The organism is Kribbella alba, from assembly GCF_039529635.1.
Lineage (GTDB): Bacteria > Actinomycetota > Actinomycetes > Propionibacteriales > Kribbellaceae > Kribbella > Kribbella alba.
Window position 1 is genome coordinate 360,092 of sequence record NZ_BAAANE010000007.1, and the last position, 22,745, is coordinate 382,836.

The window sequence follows — 22,745 nt, forward strand, 5'->3', positions numbered from 1 at the left end:
GCGCGAGTCGGCCGCAGGGCGTTGTGACCGCTACAATCTGCCGTACCGCTGATTACTTTCGAAGGGTTCCCCGCGTGGCAACGACGAACGACCTCAAGAACGGCATGGTGCTCAACCTGGATGGGCAGCTGTGGTCCGTCGTGTGGTTCCAGCACCACAAGCCCGGCAAGGGTGGAGCCGTGATGCGGACGAAGCTGAAGAACGTCCTGTCCGGCAAGGTGGTCGACAAGACCTTCAACGCCGACGTCAAGGTCGAGGTCGCGAACGTCGACAAGCGGGACATGACGTACCTGTACAACGACGGCGGCTCCTACGTCTTCATGGACAGCTCCACCTACGAGCAGGTCCACATCACTCCGGAGGTCGTCGGCGAGGCGTCGCACTTCCTGCTGGAGAACCAGAACGCCATCGTCGCGGTGCACGACGACCTGCCGCTGTACGTCGAGCTCCCCGCCTCGGTCGAGCTGGCCGTGGAGTACACCGAGCCCGGCCTGCAGGGCGACCGCTCGACCGGTGGCACGAAGCCGGCCAAGCTCGAGACCGGATACACCATCCAGGTCCCGCTGTTCCTGACCACCGGCGAGACGGTCAAGGTGGACACCCGGACCGGGGACTACCTCGGCCGCGTCACGTCCTGATCGCAGTAGCCGATACTGGAGCTGACAACAGAACATGTCTGCCCGTAGCAAGGCCCGCAAGCGCGCACTCGACGTGCTGTACGAGTCCGAGGTCCGGGGGCTGCCCGTGGGCGGCACCCTGGCCGACCGGGTGGCCGACAACGACCCGCCGGTGAACGAGTTCACCGTGGCGCTGGTCGGGGGTGTCTCGGAACACATCGATTCGATCGACGAACTGCTCAGCACGCACTCGGTCGGCTGGTCGCTGGACCGGATGCCGGCCGTGGATCGCAACATCCTGCGGATCGGCGTCTACGAGCTGCTGTTCGACGAGCAGGTTCCGGACGTGGTGGCGGTCAGCGAGGCGGTCGCGATGGCGCGGGATCTGTCCACGGACGAGTCGCCCGCGTTCGTCAACGGACTGCTGGCCCGGCTGTTGCAGCTCAAGCCGACGCTCGGGGTCTGACAGCACCCCAGAGGCCGAACAGGCCCGGTACCGCCACGGTGCGGTGCCGGGCCTTCTCATCATCCCCGTGCGCGGCGCGGGGGGAACGGCCCCGGCCTGTGTACTGCAGTTGCTCAATACTTCGGTACTACGTGTTGCTGCTGGCCCGATCCGTCAAGGAGCGGGCAGGCGGCCGAGGGCAAGCTGCTACGAGCCCCGACCGTCATACGCCCTGACTCAGGCGCCGGCCGCTTCGGACTCCTCGACGTCGCCCTTCGCCTCCGGGTTGAGAACTCCCCAGGAGATGAAACGCTCGGTCAGAGTCGTCGGCGACTCGTCGTAGATCACGGCGAGGGTGCGCATGTCGTCCTGACGGATCGACAGCACCTTGCCGTTGTAGTCCCCGCGCTGAGCCTGGATCGTGGCCGCGTACCGCGTGAGCGGACCGGCCTCACTCGCGTCGAGGTGTTGCAGGGCCTCCAGGTCGAGGATCAACCTCGGCGGAGCGGCTGCCGCAGCGGCCGCACTGGCGGATCCAGGGAGCAACTCACGAATCGGCACGCCATAGAAATCGGCGAGCTCCGCAAGCTTCTGGACGGTGACGGCCCGATCGCCACGCTCGTAAGAGCCGACGACGACCGCCTTCCAGCGACCCTTGGACTTCTCTTCCACACCATGCAGCGACAAACCTTGCTGCTGGCGGATGGCGCGCAACTTGCCGCCTAGTGTCTTCGCGTATTCGCTAGGCACGCTGGTTCTTCCCTCCGACTTTGGTCAGTGACCCATGTGAAGGCCCGATTGGGGTGGGCCGTTTGGTGAAACCCCCCACGATTACACAGAGTAACAATATTCTGGGCCGGAGGCCAGCGTCAAGACGGCGTGTCACATCCGATAGCATGTCAAGTGGTCCGAACGTCCTTTAAAGACCCGTCCAGAGAGGCGGGAAAGGAGGAACGGTAGCGATGAGCCCTGCCTTGGTACCCGGGTCGCACGACTCGAAGTCAGTACCGCGCACAGTGCTGGATGCTTCCGACATTTCCCGGGCATTGACCCGGATCGCGCACGAGATCCTCGAGCGCAACCGGGGTGCCGACCCGGTCGTCCTGCTCGGCATTCCCACCCGTGGGGTGGGCCTGGCGACCCGCATCTCCGACCGGATCGCCGCGGTCGAGGGACAGAGTGTGCCGACAGGATCACTCGACGTGACGATGTACCGCGACGACATCGGGCTGAAGCCGGCCCGCGCGCTGGAGCACACCGACATCCCACCCGGCGGAATCGACGGCAAGGTGGTCGTCCTGGTCGACGACGTCCTCTTCTCCGGCCGCACCATCCGCGCCGCACTCGACGCGATCGGCGACATCGGTCGCCCGAAGGCGGTCCAACTGGCCGTCCTGGTCGACCGGGGCCACCGCGAACTCCCGATCCGCGCGGACTATGTCGGCAAGAACCTGCCCACCTCACTGGTCGAGCGGGTCACCGTGCATCTGACGGAGTACGACGGGGCCGACGCCGTCCTGATCGCCGACAAGCCGCCGGGCGACAAGCTCGGATCCGACAAGGCCGGCACCGACAAGCTCGGCATCGACAAGGCCGGCACCGACAAGCTGGGCATCGACAAGGCCGGCACCGACAAGCTGGGCACCGACAAGAGTTCGGCCGGTTCCGGCAAGACGGGAGCGACCGCGTGATGCGCCATCTGCTGAGCGCGGGCGACCTCAGCCTCGATGAAGCCAACCTGATCCTGGACACCGCCGAGGAGATGCGCTCGCTGGCGGACCGCCCGATCAAGAAGCTGCCGGCACTGCGTGGCCGCACGGTGGTGAACCTCTTCTTCGAGGACTCCACCCGGACCCGGATCTCGTTCGAGGCCGCGGCCAAGCGACTGTCGGCCGACGTCATCAACTTCTCCGCCAAGGGCTCGAGTGTGAGCAAGGGGGAGAGCCTCAAGGACACCGCTCTCACGCTCCAGGCCATGGGCGCGGACGGGGTCGTCTGCCGCCACGGCTCCTCCGGCGCGCCGCACCTGCTCGCGACCTCGGGCTGGATGACCGGCTCGGTCGTGAACGCCGGCGACGGGACTCACGAGCACCCGACCCAGGCCCTGCTCGACGCCTTCACGATGCGACGCCACCTCGGTTCGCTCGACGGACGCCGGATCACGATCGTCGGCGATGTCCTGCACAGCCGGGTGGCCAGGTCGAACGTGCTGCTGCTGTCCACGCTCGGCGCGGAGGTCACCGTGGTGGCACCACCCACGCTGCTGCCCGTCGACATGTCCGCCTGGCCGTGCAACACGTCGTACGACCTGGATGCGGCGTTGCCGAAGAGCGATGCGGTGATGATGCTGCGGGTTCAGCGGGAGCGGATGAACGACGCCTTCTTCCCGAGCGCCCGCGAGTACACCCGGCGTTACGGGCTGGACGTGCACCGGATGGCGCAACTGCCCGACGAGGCGATCGTGCTGCATCCGGGGCCGATGAACCGCGGCATGGAGATCAGCGCCGACGTGGCCGACTCGACCCGCTCGGTGATCGTCGAACAGGTCACCAACGGCGTCGCGATCCGGATGGCCGTCCTCTACCTGCTGCTCTCCGGAAGTAGCGACACCACGAGCACTGACACCACCAGCACTGACACCACGAGCACAGACAGCCCCAGCACTGACACCACGAGCAGCGACAGCCCGAGCAGCGAGACCACGAACCCGACCGAGGAGACCACCGCATGACCGCGTACCTGATCACCGGAGCGAGCATCGTCGGCGCTGAGGTGGCGGACCTGCTGATCGACGGCGGCGAGATCGTCGCCATCGGCAACGACCTCGACCGGCCCGAGGACGTCGAGATCATCGACGGGAGCGGTCTGATCGCGCTCCCCGGCCTGGTCGATCTGCACACGCACCTGCGCGAGCCGGGCCGTGAGGACGCCGAGACGGTGCTGACCGGCACGCGGGCCGCCGCGATGGGCGGCTTCACAGCGGTCCACGCGATGGCCAATACCGACCCGGTCGCCGACACCGCCGGCGTGGTCGAGCAGGTCTGGCGGCTCGGTCGCGAGGGCGGGTACTGCGACGTGTTCCCGATCGGCGCTGTCACCGTCGGGCTGAAGGGCACGCAGCTCGCCGAGCTGGGCGCGATGGCCGACTCGGCTGCCCGCGTCCGCGTGTTCTCGGACGACGGGCAGTGCGTCTGGGACGCCGCGCTGATGCGCCGCGCGCTGGAGTACGTGAAGGCCTTCGGCGGCGTGGTCGCGCAGCACGCGCAGGAGCCCCGCCTCACCCAGGGCGCGCAGATGAACGAGGGAGCGCTCTCCGGCGTTCTCGGCCTGACCGGCTGGCCGAGTGTCGCCGAGGAGTCGATCATCGCCCGCGACATCCTGCTCAACGCGCACGTCGGTTCCAAGCTGCACATCTGCCACCTGTCCACCAAGGGCTCGGTGGAGATCGTCCGCCTGGCGAAGAAGCGCGGCCTCGAGGTCACCGCCGAGGTCACTCCGCACCACCTGCTGCTGACCGAGGACCTCGCCGCGTCGTACAACCCGGTCTACAAGGTGAACCCGCCGCTGCGGACCAAGGAGGACGTCGAGGCGGTCCGTGAAGGTCTGGCCGACGGCACGATCGACATCGTCGCCACCGATCACGCGCCGCACCCGGTGGAGGACAAGGACTGCGAGTGGAGCGCGGCCGCGTTCGGGATGACCGGGCTGGAGACCGCTGTTTCGGTGGTCCAGCACGCGATGATCGACACCGGGCTGATGAGCTGGGCGGATCTCGCCGACCGGCTGAGCTACCGCCCGGCCGCGATCGGCCAGGTCGGCGACCACGGGCAGCCGCTCGAGGTCGGATCACCGGCGAACGTGACCCTGATCGACCCGGCCGCCCAGCGCACCGTCGTACCGAGTGAGACGGCGTCGCTGTCGCGCAACACGCCGTTCGACGGGATGACGCTGCCTGGTCGCGTCGTGGCGACCTTCCTGCGCGGTACGCCGACCGTGCTCGACGGGAAGCTGACCAAGTGAGGACAGTTCTGGGCATCCTCGCCACGCTGGTGGTGATCGGGGCGGGCTGGTTCGCGATGTATCGCGGCTGGCGCAACCGCCAGGCGCGGCAGTCCGGCCTCGCCCCGCTGCCGTCCGTGCCGACCGATGCCAAGGGCACCAGAACCGAGGGCGTGTACGTCGCGACCACCACCGCAGGCGACTGGATGGACCGCATCGCCGTGCACGAACTCGGAGTCCGTAGTAACGCGGACCTGGCCGTCAGCGAGGCCGGCCTGATCTTCCACCGGCAAGGTGCCGCGGATGTCTTCATCCCCGCCGACCACCTGACCGGCGTACGGACCGACCGGGGGATCGCCGGCAAGGTGACCGCCGAGGCGTCCGGGCTGGTGGTGGTCACCTGGAACCACGACGGCCACGAGCTCGACACGGGGTTCCGCCCGCGCCGCAAGGCCGATTCCGCCACCTTGACCGATTCCATCTCGACCCTGATCGGAGCCGAGCAATGAGCCAGGCTGCCCTTAAACCGGCGCTGCTGGTCCTCGAGGACGGCCGCGCCTTCGCCGGTACGTCGTACGGGGCGACCGGTGAGACCTTCGGTGAGGCGGTGTTCACCACCGGGATGACCGGCTACCAGGAGACGCTGACCGACCCGTCGTACCACCGGCAGATCGTCACCCAGACCGCGCCGCACATCGGCAACACCGGCGTGAACGACGAGGACGACGAGTCCCAGAAGATCTGGGTCGCCGGGTACGTCGTCCGCGACCCCGCGCGAGTTCCCTCCAACTGGCGGGCGAAGCGCTCTCTCGACGATCAGCTGAAGGGACAGGGCATCGTCGGCATCTCCGGCATCGACACCCGCGCCCTGACCCGGCACCTGCGCGAGCGCGGCGCGATGCGGGCCGGGATCTCCACCGAGATCCTCGACGCCGAGCAACTGCTGAAGAAGGTGCTGGAGCAGCCGCCGATGGCCGGCGCCGACCTGGCCGCCGAGGTCACCGCGCCCGAGGCATACGTCGTACCGGCCGAGGGGGAACGCAGGTTCACCGTGGTCGCGCTCGACCTGGGGATCAAGTCGATGACGCCCAAGCGGATGTCCGAGCGCGGGATCGAGGTGCACGTGCTCCCCGCCACGGCAACGCTGGAGGAGGTGCTCGCGCACAACCCCGACGGCATCTTCATGAGCAACGGACCGGGTGACCCGGAGACCACCGAGCACCCGACCGAACTCCTGAAGGCTCTGCTGGCGCAGAACAAGCCGTACTTCGGGATCTGCTTCGGCAACCAGGTCTTCGGCCGGGCGTTGGGGCTGGGCACGTTCAAGCTGAAGTACGGACACCGCGGCATCAACCAGCCGGTGCTCGACCGGGCCACCGGCAAGGTGGAGATCACCTCGCAGAACCACGGCTTCGCCGTCGATGCACCGATAGAGGAGAAGGTCGAGACGCCGTACGGGACCGCCGAGGTCAGTCACGTGTCGCTCAACGACAACGTGGTCGAGGGACTCAGGTTGACCGGCCAGGACGGACGGGTACTGGCGTTTTCCGTGCAGTACCACCCCGAGGCGGCCGCGGGTCCGCATGACTCCGCCTACTTGTTCGACCGCTTCGTAGACCTGATGGCCGCGTCATCAGAAAGGGCCGGCAGCTGATGCCACGTCGTACAGATATCGACTCGGTGCTGGTGATCGGCTCCGGCCCGATCGTGATCGGCCAGGCCTGTGAGTTCGACTACTCCGGCACCCAGGCGTGCCGGGTGCTCAAGGAAGAGGGTTTCCGGGTCATCCTGGTGAACTCGAACCCGGCCACGATCATGACGGACCCGGAGTTCGCGGACGCGACCTACGTCGAGCCGATCACCCCTGAGTTCGTCGAGAAGGTGATCGAGAAGGAGCGTCCCAACGCCCTGCTCGCCACCCTGGGCGGACAGACCGCCCTGAACGCAGCAATCGCTCTCCACGAGAACGGCGTGCTGGACAAGTACGGCGTAGAGCTGATCGGCGCCTCGGTGGACGCGATCCAGCGCGGCGAGAACCGCGAGTCGTTCAAGGCGATCGTGGAGAAGCTGGGCGCCGAGGTCGCCCGCTCGGTGGTCTGCCACACCCTCGACGACGTGCTCGCGGCGGCCGGCGAGCTCGGCTTCCCGCTGGTCGTCCGGCCGTCGTTCACGATGGGCGGCGTCGGCTCCGGGATGGCGTACAACGAGGCGGACCTGCAGCGGATCGCGGGCGCCGGACTGGTCGCCAGCCCGACCACGGAGGTCCTGATCGAGGAGTCCATCCTGGGCTGGAAGGAGTACGAGCTGGAGGTGATGCGCGACAAGGCGGACAACGTCGTGATCATCTGCTCGATCGAGAACGTCGACCCGATGGGCGTGCACACCGGCGACTCCGTCACAGTCGCGCCGGCGATGACGCTGACCGACCGCGAGTACCAGGTGATGCGGGATCTTGCCATCGGCATCATCCGCGAGGTCGGCGTCGACACCGGCGGCTGCAACATCCAGTTCGCGGTGGACCCGGCCGACGGCCGGCTGATCGTGATCGAGATGAACCCGCGGGTGTCCCGCTCGTCCGCGCTGGCGTCGAAGGCGACCGGCTTCCCGATCGCGAAGATCGCGGCGAAGGTCGCCATCGGCTACACGCTGGACGAGATCCCGAACGACATCACCAAGCAGACCCCGGCGAGCTTCGAGCCGACGCTGGACTACGTCGTGGTGAAGGTGCCGCGGTTCGCGTTCGAGAAGTTCCCGGCCGCCGACGCCACCCTCACCACGCACATGAAGAGCGTGGGCGAGGCGATGGCGATCGGCCGCAACTACACCGAGGCCCTGCAGAAGGCGCTGCGTTCGTTGGAGAAGCCAGAGGCGCGGTTCTCCTGGGCCGGACCGCCTTCGACCGACCTGGAGTCGTTGCTGGAGGCAATCAAGACGCCGCACGACGGACGGCTGCGGACGATCATGGACGCGATCCGCGCGGGGGCTTGTCCGGAGCAGATCTTCGAGGCCACCCGGATCGACCCGTGGTTCGTGGACCAGCTGTACCTGATCCACGAAACCGCTGGGCAGGTCGCGGCGGCGCCCCGGCTGACTCCGGAGATCCTGAAGCTCGCCAAGCGTCACGGTTTCTCCGATCTCCAGCTGGCCGAGATCCGCGGACTGGCCGAGGACGTCGTCCGCGGCGTCCGGCAGGCACTGGGGATCCGCCCGGTCTTCAAGACGGTGGACACCTGCGCTGCCGAGTTCGCGGCCACCACGCCGTACCACTACTCGTCGTACGACGAAGAGACCGAGGTGGCTCTGCGGACCGAGCCGGCCGTGCTGATCCTCGGCTCGGGGCCGAACCGGATCGGGCAGGGGATCGAGTTCGACTACTCCTGCGTGCACGCGTCGATGGCGCTGCGCGACGCCGGCTATTGCACGGTGATGGTGAACTGCAACCCGGAAACGGTCTCCACCGACTACGACACCTCGGACCGCCTGTACTTCGAGCCGCTCACCTGCGAGGACGTGCTCGAGATCGTGTACGCCGAGCTGCAGGCCGGCCCTGTCGCCGGGGTGATCGTGCAACTTGGTGGTCAGACGCCGCTCGGCCTGGCGCAACGTCTCGCCGACGCGGGGGTGCCGATCGTCGGTACTTCGCCTGAGGCGATTCACCTGGCTGAGGAGCGCGGTGCCTTCGGCAAGGTGCTGTCCGACGCCGGGCTGCCCGCGCCGAAGCACGGTACGGCGATGTCGTTCGACGAGGCACAGTTGATCGCCGCGGAGCTCGGGTTCCCGGTGCTCGTGCGGCCGTCGTACGTGCTGGGTGGTCGCGGTATGGAGATCGTCTACAGCGAGGCCGAACTCACGGCCGCGCTTCGGCGGTTGAGCGGCGACGCGCTGGCCGCGAACTGGGAGCACCCGGTGCTCATCGACAGGTTCCTGGACGACGCGGTCGAGATCGACGTGGACGGGCTGTTCGACGGCACGGAGTTGTTCCTGGGCGGCGTGATGGAGCACATCGAGGAGGCCGGCGTGCATTCGGGCGACTCGTCCTGCGCCCTGCCGCCGATCACGCTCGGCAACGCCGACATCCAGAAGATCCGCGAGTCGACCGAGGCGATCGCTCGTGGTGTGGGTGTGCGGGGGCTGCTGAACGTGCAGTACGCGCTCGCCGGAGATGTGTTGTACGTGCTGGAGGCGAACCCCCGCGCGTCACGAACGGTGCCGTTCGTCTCCAAGGCGACCGCGACTCCCTTGGCCAAGGCTGCCGCTCGGGTCATGCTCGGTGCCTCGATCGCGGAACTGCGCGCCGAGGGGATGCTGCCGGCTTCGGGCGACGGCGGGACCTTGCCTGCCTCGACGCCGATCGCGGTGAAGGAAGCGGTGATGCCCTTCAACCGGTTCCGGACGATCGACGGGTCGTCGGTGGACACGATCCTCGGGCCGGAGATGCGGTCGACCGGTGAGGTGATGGGCATCGACGACAACTTCGGTACTGCGTTCGCGAAGTCGCAGGCGGGTGCATCGCAACCGTTGCCGGCATCCGGCAAGGTGTTCGTGTCGGTCGCCAATCGGGACAAGCGGCACATGATCTTCCCGGTGAAGCGGCTTGCGGATCTCGGCTTCGAGATCTACGCCACCGAGGGCACGGCCGATGTGCTGCGCCGGAACGGGGTCGAGTCGACCACGGTCCGCAAGAGCAGCCAGGGCCCCGGGCCGAACGGTGAGCCCACGATCGTGCAGATGGTCCAGGACGGCGAGTTGAACCTGATCGTCAACACGCCGATCGGGGTCACCCAGGGCGGGTCGCCGCGGATCGACGGGTATGAGATCCGGAGCGCCGCGGTGGCGCGGAACATCCCTTGCATCACGACGGTGCAGGGGCTGGCGGCCGCCGTACAGGGCATCGAGGCACAGCGAGCCGGAGACATCGGAGTGCGCTCTCTGCAGGACTGGACGTCCCGAATCCGCGGCGTGCCCGACGCCGTTGAGGGTGCCGCCGCCGGCTCGGTGGAGGGTGGCGCCGCAGGCGCGGTCGCGGGTGCTCCTTCCGACGCCGTGGAGGGCTGAACGGGATGTATCGGCGGGTGGTCAGGCCGGTGCTCTACCGGCTGGGCAAGGGGGACGCGGAGGTCGCGCACGAGCAGACGCTGCACGGGCTGCGACGGCTGAGCCGCGTTCCCGGCGCAGTGAGCGCTCTCTCGCGTTCTTACGGTTCTCTGCCGACCGGCCTGGCCCGAACGGTCTTCGGAGTACGTTTCCCGAGCCCGGTCGGACTGGCGGCCGGGATGGACAAGAACGGCATCGCCCTGCCCGCCTGGCGAGCGCTCGGTTTCGGGTACGTCGAGGTCGGCACGGTGACGGCGCATGCGCAGCCCGGGAATCCCAGGCCGCGGTTGTTCCGCCTGGTCGAGAGCGAAGCCGTGATCAACCGGATGGGCTTCAACAACCTCGGCTCGCAAGCACTGGCCGAGCGGCTCGAGGGATACGGCGATCTCGGGTATCCGCTGGGTATCTCGATCGGCAAGTCGAAGGTGACTCCGCTCGAGGACGCCGTCGAGGACTATGTCACCTCACTGCGGCGGCTCTACCGCTATGGCGACTACTTCGCGGTCAACGTGAGTTCCCCGAACACTCCGGGACTGCGTTCTCTCCAGGACTCGGGCCACCTTCGAGAACTCCTCACCGCCCTCCACGCCGAAGCGTCGTCTCTGATGTCCCGGGGGTCGTCGTCTGGGCCGAGCGTGTCCCCGGCCGCCGGGCCGAAGCCGATCCTGGTGAAGATCGCGCCGGATCTCACCGAGTCGGCGATCGACGAGCTGCTCGGGGTCTGCACCGATGTGGGCGTCGCGGGGATCATCGCGACCAACACCACGATCGGGCGGTCGGGACTCGCCGCGTCAGACCAGGGTTCGGCGAGTGAGGCGGGTGGCTTGTCGGGCCGGCCGTTGACCGAGATCTCCGCCAAGACCGTCGCGCACATCCACGCGGAAACCCAGGGAGCGCTTCCCATCATCGGCGTCGGTGGGATCCTCGATCCGTCCGACGCCGCCCGCCTTTTCGACGCCGGTGCGAGCCTCGTGCAGCTCTACACCGGCCTGATCTTCCGCGGCCCCGGCCTGGTCCGCCGCACCAACCGCCTGCTGACCCACCAGCCCCGAGGACATCTCCGATGAGCCTCGCCGGACAGACCCGAGGACACATCTGATGAGAGAGCGTGATCTCCCTATGAGCAACCAGCCGTTCGGCGTCCGTCTTCGTGCCGCCATGACCGAGCGTGGTCCACTGTGCGTCGGGATCGACCCGCACGCACATCTGCTGGAGGCGTGGGGCCTACCGGACGACCCGGAGGGTCTCGCGTCGTTCACCTATGGCGTGGTCGACGCACTGGCCGATCGCGTGGCCGTGTTCAAGCCGCAGTCCGCTTTCTTCGAGCGCTTCGGCTCGGCAGGCATCGCAGTACTGGAGCAGGCGACGATCCGCCTCCGCGAGGCCGGCGCGCTCGTGATCATCGACGCGAAGCGCGGCGACATCGGCTCGACCATGTCCGGCTATGCCTCCGCATACCTCGCCGAGAAGGCGCCGCTCGCCTGTGACGCGTTGACCGTGAGCCCGTACCTCGGCTTCGGCTCCCTCCAGCCCGCAATCGACGCGGCGCGCGAATCCGGCGCCGGCCTGTTCGTCCTCGCCCTCACGTCGAACCCGGAGGGCCCGCAGTTCCAGTCCGCCCGTACGGCGGCTGGCCCGACCGTGGCAGGTGCCGTCCTCGACGGTCTGCGCGAACTCAACGCCGACGCAGACGACCTCGGCTCGTTCGGAGCAGTCGTAGGCGCCACAATCGCGCGCACCGACGAGAACCTCGACATCCGAGGCCCACTCCTCGCTCCCGGCCTCGGAGCCCAGGGTGCCACCCCGGAGAGCCTCGCAGCGGTCTTCGGCTCCGCGGTACACAACGTCGTCCCCTCGAGCTCCCGCGAGATCCTCGCCGCCGGTCCAACCCCCACCGCACTCCGCGACGCCGCCGCCCGCACCAACGACGCCTTCCGCACCGTCCTCGGCTACTAGGCCCGCGGACCCGGCAGTCGAGCCCCCGCCGAACGCCGGTCGCGCTTGGGGAGCTCGGACACTCTTTTGGGCACCTCGGACACCCTGTGGGGCCCTCGGACACCCTGTGGGGAGCTGGGACACCCTCTGGGGACCTCGGACACCCTTTGGGGAGCTGGGACAGGTAATTGCTTGTCCGAGGTGCCGACTTGTTGTCCGAGGGCACGGTTTCTGGCCGCGCCGCGTGTGCTTCCTGCTCCAGGGCGAGATGGATCTTCTCTGAGGGCTCCCCGGTCTTCCGTGGGTGCGATGTCGAGGGGATCGTTGGGGCTCCGACGTCTGGGCTGATTGGTCGCGACGGCGCGGCCTGGAGGCGGAGGTGCCTGATGAGCGTGGAGAGCCGATACCTGGACGTGCCCGGGGCGAAGTTGCACTACGAGGTGCGGGGGCGGGGGCCGGTCCTGCTGATCATCCCCGGTGGGCCGGCTGACGGGAGCATGTTCGGACCGCTCGCGGAGGAGTTGGCGGCGGAGTACTCGGTCGTCACCTATGACCCGCGGGGGCTGAGCGAAAGCACGCGGGACAACCCGGACGAAGACGTGACGGTCGCAGAACAGGCTGATGATGCGCGGCGGTTGCTGTACGAGTTCGGGCCGGAGCCGGCCTATGTGTACGGGAACAGCGGGGGAGCGATCACCGGGCTCGAACTGGTGACGCTCTTTCCGGGCCGGGTGAAGGCTCTCCTGGCTCACGAGCCGCCGCTGACCGAACTGCTGCCCGATCGTGAAGAACAGCGGGTATTCGGTGAGGCCCTGCTCGCCGTCTATCGGGAAGCCGGCGCGGTCGCCGCCTTCCAGCGCTTCATCAGCGACACGGGGATCGTGCCGAGCGCTGACGGGCAGGACGAGTCAGGGCAGGTGCCGCCGGAGCTGGAGGCACTGCTGGCGCGGATGGTGCCGAATCTCGACCTGTTCTTCGGGCACATGTTCAGAGCGATCGTCGGCTACGTGCCGGACCTGGACGCCCTGCGCGGAACCTCGACCCGTGTCGTCGTAGCCCGGGCCGCAACCACGGACGGGGAGATCGCAGCCCGTACTGCGGAGGCGCTGGCGGACTCCCTCGATCAACCCCTTGGGATCCTCCCCGGCGACCACGGCGGCGGTGGCGTCAGCCCAGCCGAGTTCGCCGCCGCCCTCCACGTCCTACTGACCTGGAAGTAGTCCCCAGCGGATCCGGGCGGACCGCCGGCACTCACCAAGGGCCGCTTGGTTGGTCGTCTGAGGGTCTGGTGAGCGTGACGCCCGGAGCCGGGCGGTCGTTGGTCAGTGCTGGGCGTCCGCTGCCCGACGACCCTGAGGTGATCAGAAGCTGTCGGGCGGGACGCAGTTGGGGCAGTGGTGGCTCCTGGGGTGGAGTGAGGGGGTTGTCACGGTGTGTCGGGGACGGGATTGGCCCCCAGGGTCCGGAAGTGTTGCGGTGACGGGGAGAGACGGTCTTCCCGCGGAAGTTAGGAACGGAATTGCGTAAGGTTGCGGCCCTCGCGGCGGTACTGACAATGAGCGTCGGCATGTTGACGGCGTGCTCGGGCGGCAGCTACTGCACTGAGCTGCAGAACTATGCCGAGGCGGTCAAGAACCTCGACATCAAGGACTCCGCAGCGGTCGACAGGATGCGCGGCGAGGCCAAGAAGCTGTCCAAGTCGGCGCCGGACGACCTGAAGGACGACTGGAAGATCGTGCTGGACTACGCGGACAAGGCCAAAGCAGCCAACGGCGACCAGAGCAAGCTGGCGGAGCTGGCCAAGAACGACGGCGAGAAGATCGCGGCGGCCTCCACGGCGATCGCCAAGCAGGCCAAGGACACCTGCAAGGTCACCATCGGTTCCTGACCCCGTCGAAGGCACCAGCGACAATGCGAGTGGCGGCGGCGTCCCCAGTACCGGGCGCCGTCGCTGTGTCCCGACGACGGGTCGCCGCCGTCGGCGTGTCCGAGGACCGGCGGTCGACGCCGACGTCTCCCGAGGACGGGCCCCGGCGTCTCCCGAGGACGGGCCCCGGCGTCTCCCGAGGACGGGCCCCGGCGTCTCCCGAGGACGCGTCCCGGCGTGTCCCGAGGACGGGCCTCGGCGCCGGCGTGTGCGAGCTGGCCGGCATCGGCGCCCGACTGGCCCGGGCAGTGTGAAAGGGGCGGTTTGCTGTTGGGTTGGTCACGGCCGGTAGCGTCGTCGCCAACATCCCCAGGACGACTCCCGAACCCCGAGGACGAGAACCAGATGCGCACTGTAGTGATGACCGCCACGATGATCGTCGCGGCCGCCGGCCTGACCGCTTGCACGGACGAGCAGGCGTACTGCGTGGACCTCGCCGGGTACGCCGCGTCCGCGGTGAACGTGGACCCGCAGAACCCGGCCGACTACGTGAAGATCCTCGAGGACGCGAAGAAGCTGCAGGACAGCGCGCCGACGGAGGTGAAGGACGACTGGGCCGCGATCGTGACGTTCGCCGAGAAGGCCCAGAAGGCCGGCACGGACCGCGTCCAGCTGGCCCGGCTGAGCAAGGAGACCGGCTCCGTGACCACGGCGTACAAGGCGATCGCGACGCACGCGAAAGACTCGTGCAAGGTCGATGTCCCTGAGCTGAACTGAGGCTGTCCTGTCGCGTGTTAGGTTCAGCGGCGAAGCCACAAAACGGGACAGGTGAAACGGTGCCACTTCCTTCTTTGACCCCGGAGCAGCGTGCGGCGGCTCTGGACAAGGCCGCGGCGGCGCGGCGTGAGCGTGCGGAGATCAAGAACCGGATCCGGCACTCGGGGGCGTCTCCGACGGAGGTGCTCCACGAGGGGCAGACCAACGACGTGATCGGCAAGATGCGGGTGACCGCGCTGCTGCAGTGCATCCCCGGTGTCGGCAAGGTGCGGGCTCAGCAGATCATGGAGCGGGCCGGGATCTCCGAGACCCGCCGGGTGCGCGGGCTGGGGACGAACCAGATCGCCGCGCTCGAGCGCGAATTCGCCGAGTGAAACTGATGGCGACGGAGCTGCTGCCGGGCACGCTGGACACAGGTGAGCTGAAGATGAATTCGGACACGGGGAACGCTTCGGGCCAGGAAACAGCCGAGATCCACGGCATTCCCTCGCCGACGGACGGCAGCAAACCGGCCCACGCCAGCGGCAACAGCCCGGCGCAGGGTGATGCCAGTGACGCCGCCAAGGGCGACGGGAGCGCAGCAGGCCGCAGTACGGGCGGGGCGCGGTTGACTGTGCTGGCCGGGCCGACCGCGGTCGGTAAGGGCACCGTGGCCGCGGACATCAGAGAGCGCTTCCCCGACATCTGGATCTCGGTCTCCGCGACCACTCGCAAGGCACGGCCTGGTGAGGAGCACGGAGTTCACTACCTGTTCGTGTCGGACGAGGAGTTCGACCGGATGATCGCCGACGACGAGTTGCTGGAGTGGGCCGTCGTGCACAAGGCAGCCCGGTACGGTACGCCGCGGCAGCCGGTGCTGGACAAGCTCGCCGAGGGCCGTCCGGCGCTCCTGGAGATCGACCTGCAGGGCGCGCGTCAGGTCCGCGAGAGGATGCCGGAGGCGCATTTCGTCTTCCTGGCGCCCCCGAGCTGGGACGAGCTGGTCCGCCGGCTGGTCGGGCGGGGCACCGAAACGGCCGAGGAGCGGGAGCGCAGGCTCCAGACGGCTACTCTTGAGCTGGCGGCCGAGAAGGAGTTCGACGTCACGATCGTGAACGCCTCCGTTCGGGAGGCGGCCGATCAGTTGGTAAAGTTGATTCAATCACCCTCCTCTGGAAAGAGCTGAACTTGTCTGGCAACCAGCCCGTCGCCATCGGCATCACCTCCCCGCCGATCGACGACCTGCTCACCCGCACCGACTCGAAGTACAAGCTGGTGCTGTACTCCGCCAAGCGGGCTCGGCAGATCAACGCGTACTACTCCCAGCTGGGCGAGGGCCTGCTCGAGTACGTCGGTCCGCTCGTCGAGACCCACGTCCAGGAGAAGCCCCTCTCGATCGCCATGCGCGAGATCAACGAGGGCGTCCTGACCTGCACGGACATCGACCCGGAGGCCGAGGCGGAAGCCGCAGCCGCTGCGGAGAAGTCCGAGTAATCACCTGTCGATGACAGCGACCGGGGACGAGTCCAAGCCGCGGCCCTCGGTGGTGCTCGGTGTCGGCGGCGGCATCGCGGCGTACAAGGTGTGCGATTTGCTGCGCCGGTTGACCGAGTCCGGTCACCGGGTCCGGGTGGTGCCCACCGCGGCCGCGCTCGAGTTCGTCGGCGCGGCCACCTGGGCGGCGCTCTCGGGCCAGCCGGTCACGGCCGACCCGTTCGACGACGTGCACGAGGTTCCGCACGTCCGGATCGGTAAGGGCGCCGACCTCGTCGTGGTCGCGCCCGCCACCGCGAACCTGATCGCCAAGGCGGCCCACGGCCTGGCGGACGACCTGCTCACCAACACCTTGCTGACAGCGCGCTGCCCGATTCTCTTCGCGGCGGCGATGCACACCGAGATGTGGGAGCACCCCGCGACGCAAGCCAACGTGGCGACCCTGCGTTCACGCGGCATCACGGTGCTCGATCCGGCCGTCGGACGGCTGACCGGCGCCGACACGGGTCGCGGCCGACTTCCGGAGCCCGCCGAGATCTTCGCGATCAGCCAGCTGATGCTCGCCGACGAGACCGCCCGGGCCGCCGGCCAGTCCGTCGCCGATCTGACCGGTAAGCACATCCTGGTCAGCGCCGGCGGCACCCGCGAGCACCTCGACCCGGTGCGATACCTGGGCAATTCCTCGTCCGGCAAGCAGGGCTACGCGCTCGCCCGGATCGCGGCCGCACGCGGCGCCAAGGTCACCCTCGTCGCGGCGAACTCCGAGTTGCCCGATCCCGCGGGCGTCCAGGTCGTCCCGGTCACCAGCACCCGCGACCTGTACGACGAGATCACCGGGCGCGCGGCTGATGCCGATGCGATCGTGATGGCGGCTGCTCCGGCCGACTTCCGGCCGGCCGATGTCGCGGAGCACAAGATCAAGAAGACCGCCGACGGATCAGTGCCGGCGGTCAGCCTGGTGCAGAACCCGGACATCCTCGCGACCATCTCGCACGATCGGCAGCGCACGGACCAGGTGATCGTCGGGTTCGCCGCCGAGACCGGTGACGCCGAGCACAGCGTGATCGAGCTGGCCCGGACGAAGCTCGAGCGCAAAGGCTGCGACCTGCTGGTCGTGAACGACGTGTCCGGAGGCAAGGTGTTCGGCAGCGACAACAACGAGGCCGTCATCCTCGACCGCGACGGTGGCGCCCTGCACGTCCCCTCCGGCAGCAAGGACGCCCTAGCCGGCGTCATCTGGAACCTGGTCGCCACCCACTGGCACTAATCCGCCGACGGGTCAGGCAGCGGTCAGTAGCTGTCCTCTTCTGGACCTAGCCTCTCGGGTATGGGTACTACGGAGGTCGGCTGGGAGTCGGTGGTTTCGCGGCGGATGGCTCGGCATCACCTGACCACTCCAGCGGCGAGCAGCCCGGCGGACGTAGTACGGGCTATGTGTGGGGCGCATGCGCAGGTGTTGTCGGCTGCTGAGGTTTCCGTGGCGCTGCGGCTCGAGAGCGCGACCCGAGTGGATATTCAGCGAGCACTCTGGGACGACCGGACCCTGGTGAAGACATTCGGCCCGCGCGGCACCGTGCATCTCTTGCCAGCGGAGGATCTGCCGCTGTGGACCGCTGCCTTCTCGGCGCTGCCGAGATCTGGTTCGGCGCGGCCGGAATCGATGCGGATGACGCACAACCAGACCGACCAGGTGATCGAGGCTATCGGGGCGGCGCTCTCCGAGGATGAGCTGACGATCGACGAGCTCAGTGAGCAGGTCGTCGCCCGGGCCGGCTCGTGGGCGGGGGATCTGGTGATGCCCGCGTTCCAGGAGTTCTGGCCGCGGTGGCGTCAGGCGATCGGGACAGCCGCGCAGGCCGGAGTCCTCTGCTACGGGCCGAATCGCGGGCGCAAGGCCACCTATTCCAACCCGCAGCGGTTCACGCCGTTCGAACCCGAGAACGGCGAGGAAGCGCTCTCTGAGATTCTCCGGCGGTTTCTCCACGCCTACGGCCCCGCAACGCCCCAGCAATTCGCGAAGTGGCTGGCTACCTCACCGGCAGTCATCGCGAAGTTGTTCGCGGCAACGCCGGAGCTGCGGGAGGTCGAGCTCGACGGCAAGCCGGCGTGGCTTGTCGACGGAGACAGTGAGCTGCCGAAGGAACGAGCCAGCGGCGTACGACTACTGCCGTACTTCGACGCGTACGCCGTCGGCAGCCATCCGCGCGAACTGCTCTTCCCTGGCAAGGCGTGGACGCGGGCGTTGGCCGGGGGACAGGCCGGGAACTATCCCGTCCTGCTGGTCGACGGGCTCGTCGCCGGCGTCTGGCATCAGCGACGAGCCGGCCGCAAGCTGCAGGTCACAGTCGAACCCCTCCGTCGATTGAGGGCCGCCGACCTCCGCGATCTCGACGACCAGGTGAGCCGCCTCGGCGAGATCCTCGACGCGACACCCGCGCTTACGATCGGCGAAGTCACCGTCGGCGGGCACGCCTGACGATTTCAACCACGGCCTCCCGGCACTCAGTGCTACGGTTTTCATAGCATCGGCAGCAGCCGGGTGTGCCGCTACTAATTCAGTATCGCAACTGTCGAAGACGCATTGGGAGTGCGAATGACTCCGGTACCAGCGCGGCCGGCTCGCGGATCGCAGACCGGGCGGCCGATGCTGGCCGCGTTCGACCTGCTCGGGCGACGGTGGGCTCTGCGGATCCTCTGGGAACTCCGCGGCGGGCCGGTCGGATTCCGTGCCCTGCAACAGCGATGCGACGATGTTTCGCCGACCGTTCTGAATACCCGGCTCGGGGAACTCCGCGAGGCCGGCCTGATCTGGCAGGACGAAGCGAAGGCGCACGATCTGACCGCGCTGGGGCGAGACCTGCAGCGAGCGCTCAAACCCCTGCAGGCCTGGTCCGAACGCTGGGCTGCCCAGACCTAGGCTGCCGCAGCAGAGCGAAGCCTAACCTGGCTCGCCAGGCGGCGGTGTTCACAATGTGAGCCGGACATCCCGCCATGTGGGCGGTTCGGCGCCGTCGCGCTGACCGTAGCCCGAAGTGCTGGCATACTTCCCAGGAGCATGCGAGGGCGGGGTGGGATTCCCCGTCGTGTGGCCGAACCAGAAACCTGAGGGAGAACCGTGGCACGGCGCCTATTCACGTCCGAGTCCGTGACAGAAGGTCATCCGGACAAGATCGCTGACCAGATCAGTGACTCCATCCTCGATGCCCTGCTGGCCGAGGACCCGAAGAGCCGCGTCGCGGTGGAAACCCTCGTTACGACCGGTCTGGTGGTCGTGGCCGGCGAGGTCACCACCAAGGCGTACGTGGACATTCCGGGGATCGTCCGGAACCGCATCCTCGAGATCGGTTACGACTCGTCGCTGAAGGGCTTCGATGGTGCGTCGTGTGGCGTCCAGGTCGCGATCGGCAGCCAGTCGCCCGATATCGCGCAGGGCGTCAACACCGCCTATGAGACCCGCGCCGACGCGTCGGTGGACGCACTGGACCTGCAGGGTGCCGGCGACCAGGGCCTGATGTTCGGCTACGCGACGAACGAGACCCCCGAGTTGATGCCGCTGCCGATCACCATCGCGCACCGGTTGTCCGAGCGGCTGTCCGAGGTGCGCAAGGACGGCACGATGGCCTACCTGCGTCCGGACGGCAAGACCCAGGTCACGGTCGAGTACGACGGCGACCAGGCTGTCCGCGTCGACACCGTCGTCGTGTCCAGCCAGCACGCTGCCGACATCAGCCTGGACTCGATGCTGACGCCGGATGTGAAGAAGCACGTCGTCGACCCGATCCTCGAGCAGTTCGACATCGACTCGACCGACTACAAGCTGCTGGTGAACCCGACCGGCCGCTTCGAGATCGGTGGCCCGATGGGCGACGCCGGCGTGACCGGCCGCAAGATCATCATCGACACCTACGGCGGCATGGCGCGTCACGGTGGCGGCGCGTTCTCCGGCAAGGACCCGTCGAAGGTGGACCGTTCGGCGGCGTACGCGATGCGCTGGGTCGCCAAGAACATCGTCGCCGCGGGCCTCGCCGCTCGCGCCGAGTGCCAGGTCGCGTACGCGATCGGCAAGGCCGCGCCGGTCGGCTTCTACGTCGACACGTTCGGCACCGAGACCGTGCCGGTGGGGAAGATCAGCGACGCGGTGCTGGAGGTCTTCGACCTGCGCCCGGCCGCGATCATCCGCGACCTCGACCTGCTTCGCCCGATCTACGCCCAGACCGCCAAGAACGGCCACTTCGGCCGCACCGGCGAGGACTTCACCTGGGAGCGCACCGACCGCGTCGAGGCCCTGAAGGCCGCCGTCGCCAAGTAGGTCTCGCACCGCAACTGCCCGCGCCCCTCGTGGTCGCGGGCAGTTGCGCTTTGAAGCCAAAATCGGTGCCCGTGGGCCGGAATGGGTAGCGGCCGGAGGCTCGGTCGGCCTGTTGTCCACAGGGTGCGGTGCGTTGTCGCCGTGGCCGACTAGAGTTCCCCAGTGGCACAGAACGGGGACTCACCTGAGCAGTTGACGCTGCTCCGCGAAACCGTTCGCCGTTCCCGCACCAAGGAACCGGCCGGGATCACGTCGGCGCTGCCGGTGGCCCGGATCGCGGTGGATGTGTCGCTGCCGCACCTGGACCGCCCGTTCGACTACCTCGTGCCCGACGATCTGGCCGACGCGGCCCAGCCCGGTGTGCGAGTGAAGGTCCGGTTCGCCGGCAAGGACCTGGACGGGTTCGTGCTGCAGCGGATGGAGTCGTCCGAGCATGAAGGCAGGCTCGCGCGGATCCGCAAAGTCGTCTCACCCGAACAGGTGCTCACGCCCGAGGTCGCTGATCTCTGCCGCGCCGTCGCCGACCGGTACGCCGGGGTGCTGGCTGATGTGACTCGACTTGCGGTCCCACCCCGGCACGCGAAGGTCGAGGCCGAGCCGCTTCGGTGCATCCAACCCATCCGGCCGGCTGCGTCTTCGTCCGTGTCGGAGTGGTCGCCGTACCCGCAGGCAGCGGGATTCCTTGACGCACTCAGCCGTTCGGAGGCCGCCCGCGCCAGCTGGACCGCAGTACCGGGTGCTGATTGGGCACTCGCGTTCGCCCAAGCCGCGGCGGTTTGCGCGTCGACAGGTCGCGGTGCCCTGCTGCTCGCGCCCGATGCGCGCGATCTGGAGCGGTTGGCCGCGGCGTGCACCGACGTGCTCGGGCCGGACGGGTTCGTGACGCTCTCCGCCGATCTCGGACCGACCGCCAGGTATCGCGCATTCCTCTCGGCCTTGCGCGGTTGCACCCGGGTGGTGATCGGCACGCGGGCCGCCGCCTTCGCGCCGGTGACCGACCTCGGCCTGGTCGCGTTGTGGGACGACGGTGACGATTCGTACGCCGAGCCGCGCGCGCCTTATCCACATGCCCGGGAGGTGTTGCTGCTTCGCGCTCATCGGCAGAACTGCGCGGCGCTCCTCGGTGGGTTCGCCCGATCCGCGGAGACGGCCGCGCTGCTGGAATCGGGCTGGGCGGCCGAGCTGATCGCCGATCGGGCCGTGATCCGCGCGGCTGCTCCCTCCGTGCATATCGCGGGGGAGTCCGATACGGATCTGGCGCGGGATCCGTCCGCTCGGGCGGCGCGACTACCTCACCGGGCCTTCGAGGTCGCGCGCGAGGGCCTGCGGTCGGGTCCGGTGCTCGTGCAGGTTCCGCGAGCGGGGTATCTGCCGAGCCTGGTCTGCCAGACCTGCCGAGCTCCTTCCCGGTGTGCGACCTGCGGTGGTTCGTTACGTCGTACGGGTGGTTCCGGACCGCCGAGTTGCAGCGTCTGCGGGCGACCCGCGGCGGACCATCGGTGTCCTGAGTGCGGCGACACCCGGATGCGAGCCGCCGTGGTCGGCGCGCGGAGAACGGCCGAGGAACTCGGGAGAGCGTTTCCTGGCGTTCTCGTCCGTACTTCGGGGGGCGACAACGTGCTGGACACCGTGACGGACAAGGCCGCGCTGATCGTCAGCACGCCCGGCGCGGAACCAGTCGCAGAGAGCGGCTACAGCGCCGCCTTGCTCCTGGACACCTGGCTGTTGCTCGCCCGGCCCGACCTCCGTGCGCCGGAGGAAGCCGTACGCCGCTGGTTCAACGCGGCCGCGCTGGTTCGTCCGGCCCGTGACGGTGGAACCGTGATCATGGTCGGGGAACCCTCGGCGAGGCCATTGCAGGCCGTCGTTCGGTGGAGCCCGGAGGGTTTCGCCGCGCGAGAGTTGGAGGAACGTCGTACGGCCCGGCTGGCTCCTGCGGCGAAGCTCGCTGAGGTGACCGGGCCGACCGAGGCGGTATCCGATCTGCTCGCGCGGTTGCGGCAACTGGTGGATCCGCAAGCTGGGTTGGAAGTCCTGGGCCCGGTAGAGGTCGACGACGAGACAGCTCGCGCGGTCGTGCGGACGCCTCGCGCTGCCGGAACCAGCCTGGCTCGCGCGTTGAAGGAGGCCCAGGCGGCCCGCAGTGCCAAGAAGGCTGCCGGCTCGGTGCGGATCCAGGTCGATCCCGCGACCTTCGGCTGACGGCTGACGGCGTACCGGTGACGGCTT

The 22,745-nt window shown here is 68.4% G+C and carries 21 protein-coding genes and 1 pseudogene; 21 read left to right on the forward strand and 1 reads right to left on the reverse strand.

The genetic code is table 11. The features are described from left to right. Positions 1-74 precede the first annotated feature (74 nt). Together efp and nusB are read left to right on the forward strand one after the other, a co-directional pair. The gene (efp, locus tag ABD210_RS19685) at positions 75-638 is read left to right on the forward strand and encodes an elongation factor P (protein ID WP_344113215.1); all 564 of its coding nucleotides are present in this window, start codon (positions 75-77) and stop codon (positions 636-638) included. 34 nt (positions 639-672) lie between these two features. Continuing rightward, positions 673-1,083: a transcription antitermination factor NusB gene (gene nusB, locus ABD210_RS19690; RefSeq protein ID WP_344113217.1), complete on the forward strand. Its 411-nt coding sequence runs from the start codon at positions 673-675 to the stop codon at positions 1,081-1,083. Between the two features lie 216 nt (positions 1,084-1,299). Here nusB and bldD read toward each other — a convergent pair whose 3' ends face one another. After that, entirely contained in the window at positions 1,300-1,812 is a 513-nt protein-coding gene (gene bldD, locus ABD210_RS19695) for a transcriptional regulator BldD (RefSeq protein ID WP_026163359.1), read from the reverse strand. 212 nt (positions 1,813-2,024) lie between these two features. Here bldD and pyrR point away from each other — a divergent pair. From pyrR to ABD210_RS19790, 19 genes and pseudogenes are all read left to right on the forward strand, one after another. After that, positions 2,025-2,585 (forward strand): annotated as a pseudogene (gene pyrR, locus ABD210_RS19700) (bifunctional pyr operon transcriptional regulator/uracil phosphoribosyltransferase PyrR); the annotation flags it as partial. A gap of 167 nt (positions 2,586-2,752) precedes the next feature. Continuing rightward, complete coding sequence (locus ABD210_RS19705) at positions 2,753-3,793, forward strand: aspartate carbamoyltransferase catalytic subunit (protein ID WP_344114124.1); 1,041 nt, start codon at positions 2,753-2,755, stop codon at positions 3,791-3,793. Further along, positions 3,790-5,082 carry a dihydroorotase gene (locus tag ABD210_RS19710; protein ID WP_344113218.1) on the forward strand — a complete coding sequence of 431 codons (1,293 nt, stop codon included), beginning with the start codon at positions 3,790-3,792 and terminating at the stop codon, positions 5,080-5,082. Before ABD210_RS19705 ends, ABD210_RS19710 begins: the two co-directional genes overlap by 4 nt. Beyond that, on the forward strand, positions 5,079-5,570 hold the full coding sequence (locus tag ABD210_RS19715) for a PH-like domain-containing protein (RefSeq protein ID WP_344113220.1): 492 nt from the start codon (positions 5,079-5,081) through the stop codon (positions 5,568-5,570). The genes ABD210_RS19710 and ABD210_RS19715 overlap by 4 nt, the downstream gene beginning before the upstream one ends. Then, a complete protein-coding gene (carA, locus tag ABD210_RS19720) occupies positions 5,567-6,715 on the forward strand; it encodes a glutamine-hydrolyzing carbamoyl-phosphate synthase small subunit (RefSeq protein WP_344113221.1) in 1,149 nt (382 codons plus the stop codon). The genes ABD210_RS19715 and carA overlap by 4 nt, the downstream gene beginning before the upstream one ends. After that, positions 6,715-10,116, forward strand: a complete 3,402-nt coding sequence (gene carB / locus ABD210_RS19725) for a carbamoyl-phosphate synthase large subunit (protein ID WP_344113223.1) — start codon at positions 6,715-6,717, stop codon at positions 10,114-10,116. The genes carA and carB overlap by 1 nt, the downstream gene beginning before the upstream one ends. Positions 10,117-10,121: 5 nt before the next feature. After that, positions 10,122-11,222 carry a quinone-dependent dihydroorotate dehydrogenase gene (locus ABD210_RS19730; protein ID WP_344113224.1) on the forward strand — a complete coding sequence of 367 codons (1,101 nt, stop codon included), beginning with the start codon at positions 10,122-10,124 and terminating at the stop codon, positions 11,220-11,222. Positions 11,223-11,253: 31 nt separating this feature from the next. Continuing rightward, on the forward strand, positions 11,254-12,111 hold the full coding sequence (pyrF, locus tag ABD210_RS19735) for an orotidine-5'-phosphate decarboxylase (protein WP_344113225.1): 858 nt from the start codon (positions 11,254-11,256) through the stop codon (positions 12,109-12,111). A 365-nt stretch (positions 12,112-12,476) separates the two neighbouring features. Next, on the forward strand, positions 12,477-13,310 hold the full coding sequence (locus ABD210_RS19740; protein ID WP_344113226.1) for an alpha/beta fold hydrolase: 834 nt from the start codon (positions 12,477-12,479) through the stop codon (positions 13,308-13,310). Between the two features lie 299 nt (positions 13,311-13,609). Next, the gene (locus ABD210_RS19745) at positions 13,610-13,978 is read left to right on the forward strand and encodes a hypothetical protein (RefSeq protein WP_344113227.1); all 369 of its coding nucleotides are present in this window, start codon (positions 13,610-13,612) and stop codon (positions 13,976-13,978) included. Positions 13,979-14,362: 384 nt separating this feature from the next. Continuing rightward, on the forward strand, positions 14,363-14,734 hold the full coding sequence (locus ABD210_RS19750; protein ID WP_344113228.1) for a hypothetical protein: 372 nt from the start codon (positions 14,363-14,365) through the stop codon (positions 14,732-14,734). Between the two features lie 59 nt (positions 14,735-14,793). Continuing rightward, positions 14,794-15,108, forward strand: a complete 315-nt coding sequence (gene mihF / locus ABD210_RS19755) for an integration host factor, actinobacterial type (protein WP_344113230.1) — start codon at positions 14,794-14,796, stop codon at positions 15,106-15,108. A 233-nt stretch (positions 15,109-15,341) separates the two neighbouring features. Beyond that, the gene (gene gmk, locus ABD210_RS19760; RefSeq protein WP_344114126.1) at positions 15,342-15,899 is read left to right on the forward strand and encodes a guanylate kinase; all 558 of its coding nucleotides are present in this window, start codon (positions 15,342-15,344) and stop codon (positions 15,897-15,899) included. Between the two features lie 2 nt (positions 15,900-15,901). Beyond that, on the forward strand, positions 15,902-16,207 hold the full coding sequence (rpoZ, locus tag ABD210_RS19765; protein WP_112238107.1) for a DNA-directed RNA polymerase subunit omega: 306 nt from the start codon (positions 15,902-15,904) through the stop codon (positions 16,205-16,207). Between the two features lie 10 nt (positions 16,208-16,217). Next, on the forward strand, positions 16,218-17,474 hold the full coding sequence (coaBC, locus tag ABD210_RS19770) for a bifunctional phosphopantothenoylcysteine decarboxylase/phosphopantothenate--cysteine ligase CoaBC (RefSeq protein WP_344113232.1): 1,257 nt from the start codon (positions 16,218-16,220) through the stop codon (positions 17,472-17,474). Positions 17,475-17,534: 60 nt separating this feature from the next. Then, entirely contained in the window at positions 17,535-18,683 is a 1,149-nt protein-coding gene (locus ABD210_RS19775; RefSeq protein ID WP_344113233.1) for a winged helix DNA-binding domain-containing protein, read from the forward strand. 117 nt (positions 18,684-18,800) lie between these two features. Next, positions 18,801-19,124, forward strand: coding sequence for a winged helix-turn-helix transcriptional regulator (locus ABD210_RS19780; protein ID WP_344113235.1), 324 nt, complete (start codon positions 18,801-18,803; stop codon positions 19,122-19,124). Positions 19,125-19,322: 198 nt separating this feature from the next. After that, the gene (metK, locus tag ABD210_RS19785) at positions 19,323-20,516 is read left to right on the forward strand and encodes a methionine adenosyltransferase (protein WP_344113236.1); all 1,194 of its coding nucleotides are present in this window, start codon (positions 19,323-19,325) and stop codon (positions 20,514-20,516) included. A 162-nt stretch (positions 20,517-20,678) separates the two neighbouring features. After that, positions 20,679-22,718 (forward strand): primosomal protein N', encoded by a 2,040-nt coding sequence (locus tag ABD210_RS19790; protein WP_344113237.1) that lies wholly within the window; start codon positions 20,679-20,681, stop codon positions 22,716-22,718. Positions 22,719-22,745 lie beyond the last annotated feature (27 nt).

Bases quoted from the DNA above. Each gene is read 5' to 3' on its own strand.
- carA (WP_344113221.1), top strand. From the start codon at position 5,567: ATGAGCCAGGCTGCCCTTAAACCGGCGCTGCTGGTCCTCGAGGACGGC.
- ABD210_RS19740 (WP_344113226.1), top strand. From the start codon at position 12,477: ATGAGCGTGGAGAGCCGATACCTGGACGTGCCCGGGGCGAAGTTGCAC.
- ABD210_RS19780 (WP_344113235.1), top strand. From the start codon at position 18,801: ATGACTCCGGTACCAGCGCGGCCGGCTCGCGGATCGCAGACCGGGCGG.
- ABD210_RS19705 (WP_344114124.1), top strand. From the start codon at position 2,753: ATGCGCCATCTGCTGAGCGCGGGCGACCTCAGCCTCGATGAAGCCAAC.
- carB (WP_344113223.1), top strand. From the start codon at position 6,715: ATGCCACGTCGTACAGATATCGACTCGGTGCTGGTGATCGGCTCCGGC.
- pyrF (WP_344113225.1), top strand. From the start codon at position 11,254: ATGAGAGAGCGTGATCTCCCTATGAGCAACCAGCCGTTCGGCGTCCGT.
- ABD210_RS19775 (WP_344113233.1), top strand. From the start codon at position 17,535: ATGGGTACTACGGAGGTCGGCTGGGAGTCGGTGGTTTCGCGGCGGATG.
- ABD210_RS19710 (WP_344113218.1), top strand. From the start codon at position 3,790: ATGACCGCGTACCTGATCACCGGAGCGAGCATCGTCGGCGCTGAGGTG.
- coaBC (WP_344113232.1), top strand. From the start codon at position 16,218: ATGACAGCGACCGGGGACGAGTCCAAGCCGCGGCCCTCGGTGGTGCTC.
- ABD210_RS19730 (WP_344113224.1), top strand. From the start codon at position 10,122: ATGTATCGGCGGGTGGTCAGGCCGGTGCTCTACCGGCTGGGCAAGGGG.
- nusB (WP_344113217.1), top strand. From the start codon at position 673: ATGTCTGCCCGTAGCAAGGCCCGCAAGCGCGCACTCGACGTGCTGTAC.
- ABD210_RS19750 (WP_344113228.1), top strand. From the start codon at position 14,363: ATGCGCACTGTAGTGATGACCGCCACGATGATCGTCGCGGCCGCCGGC.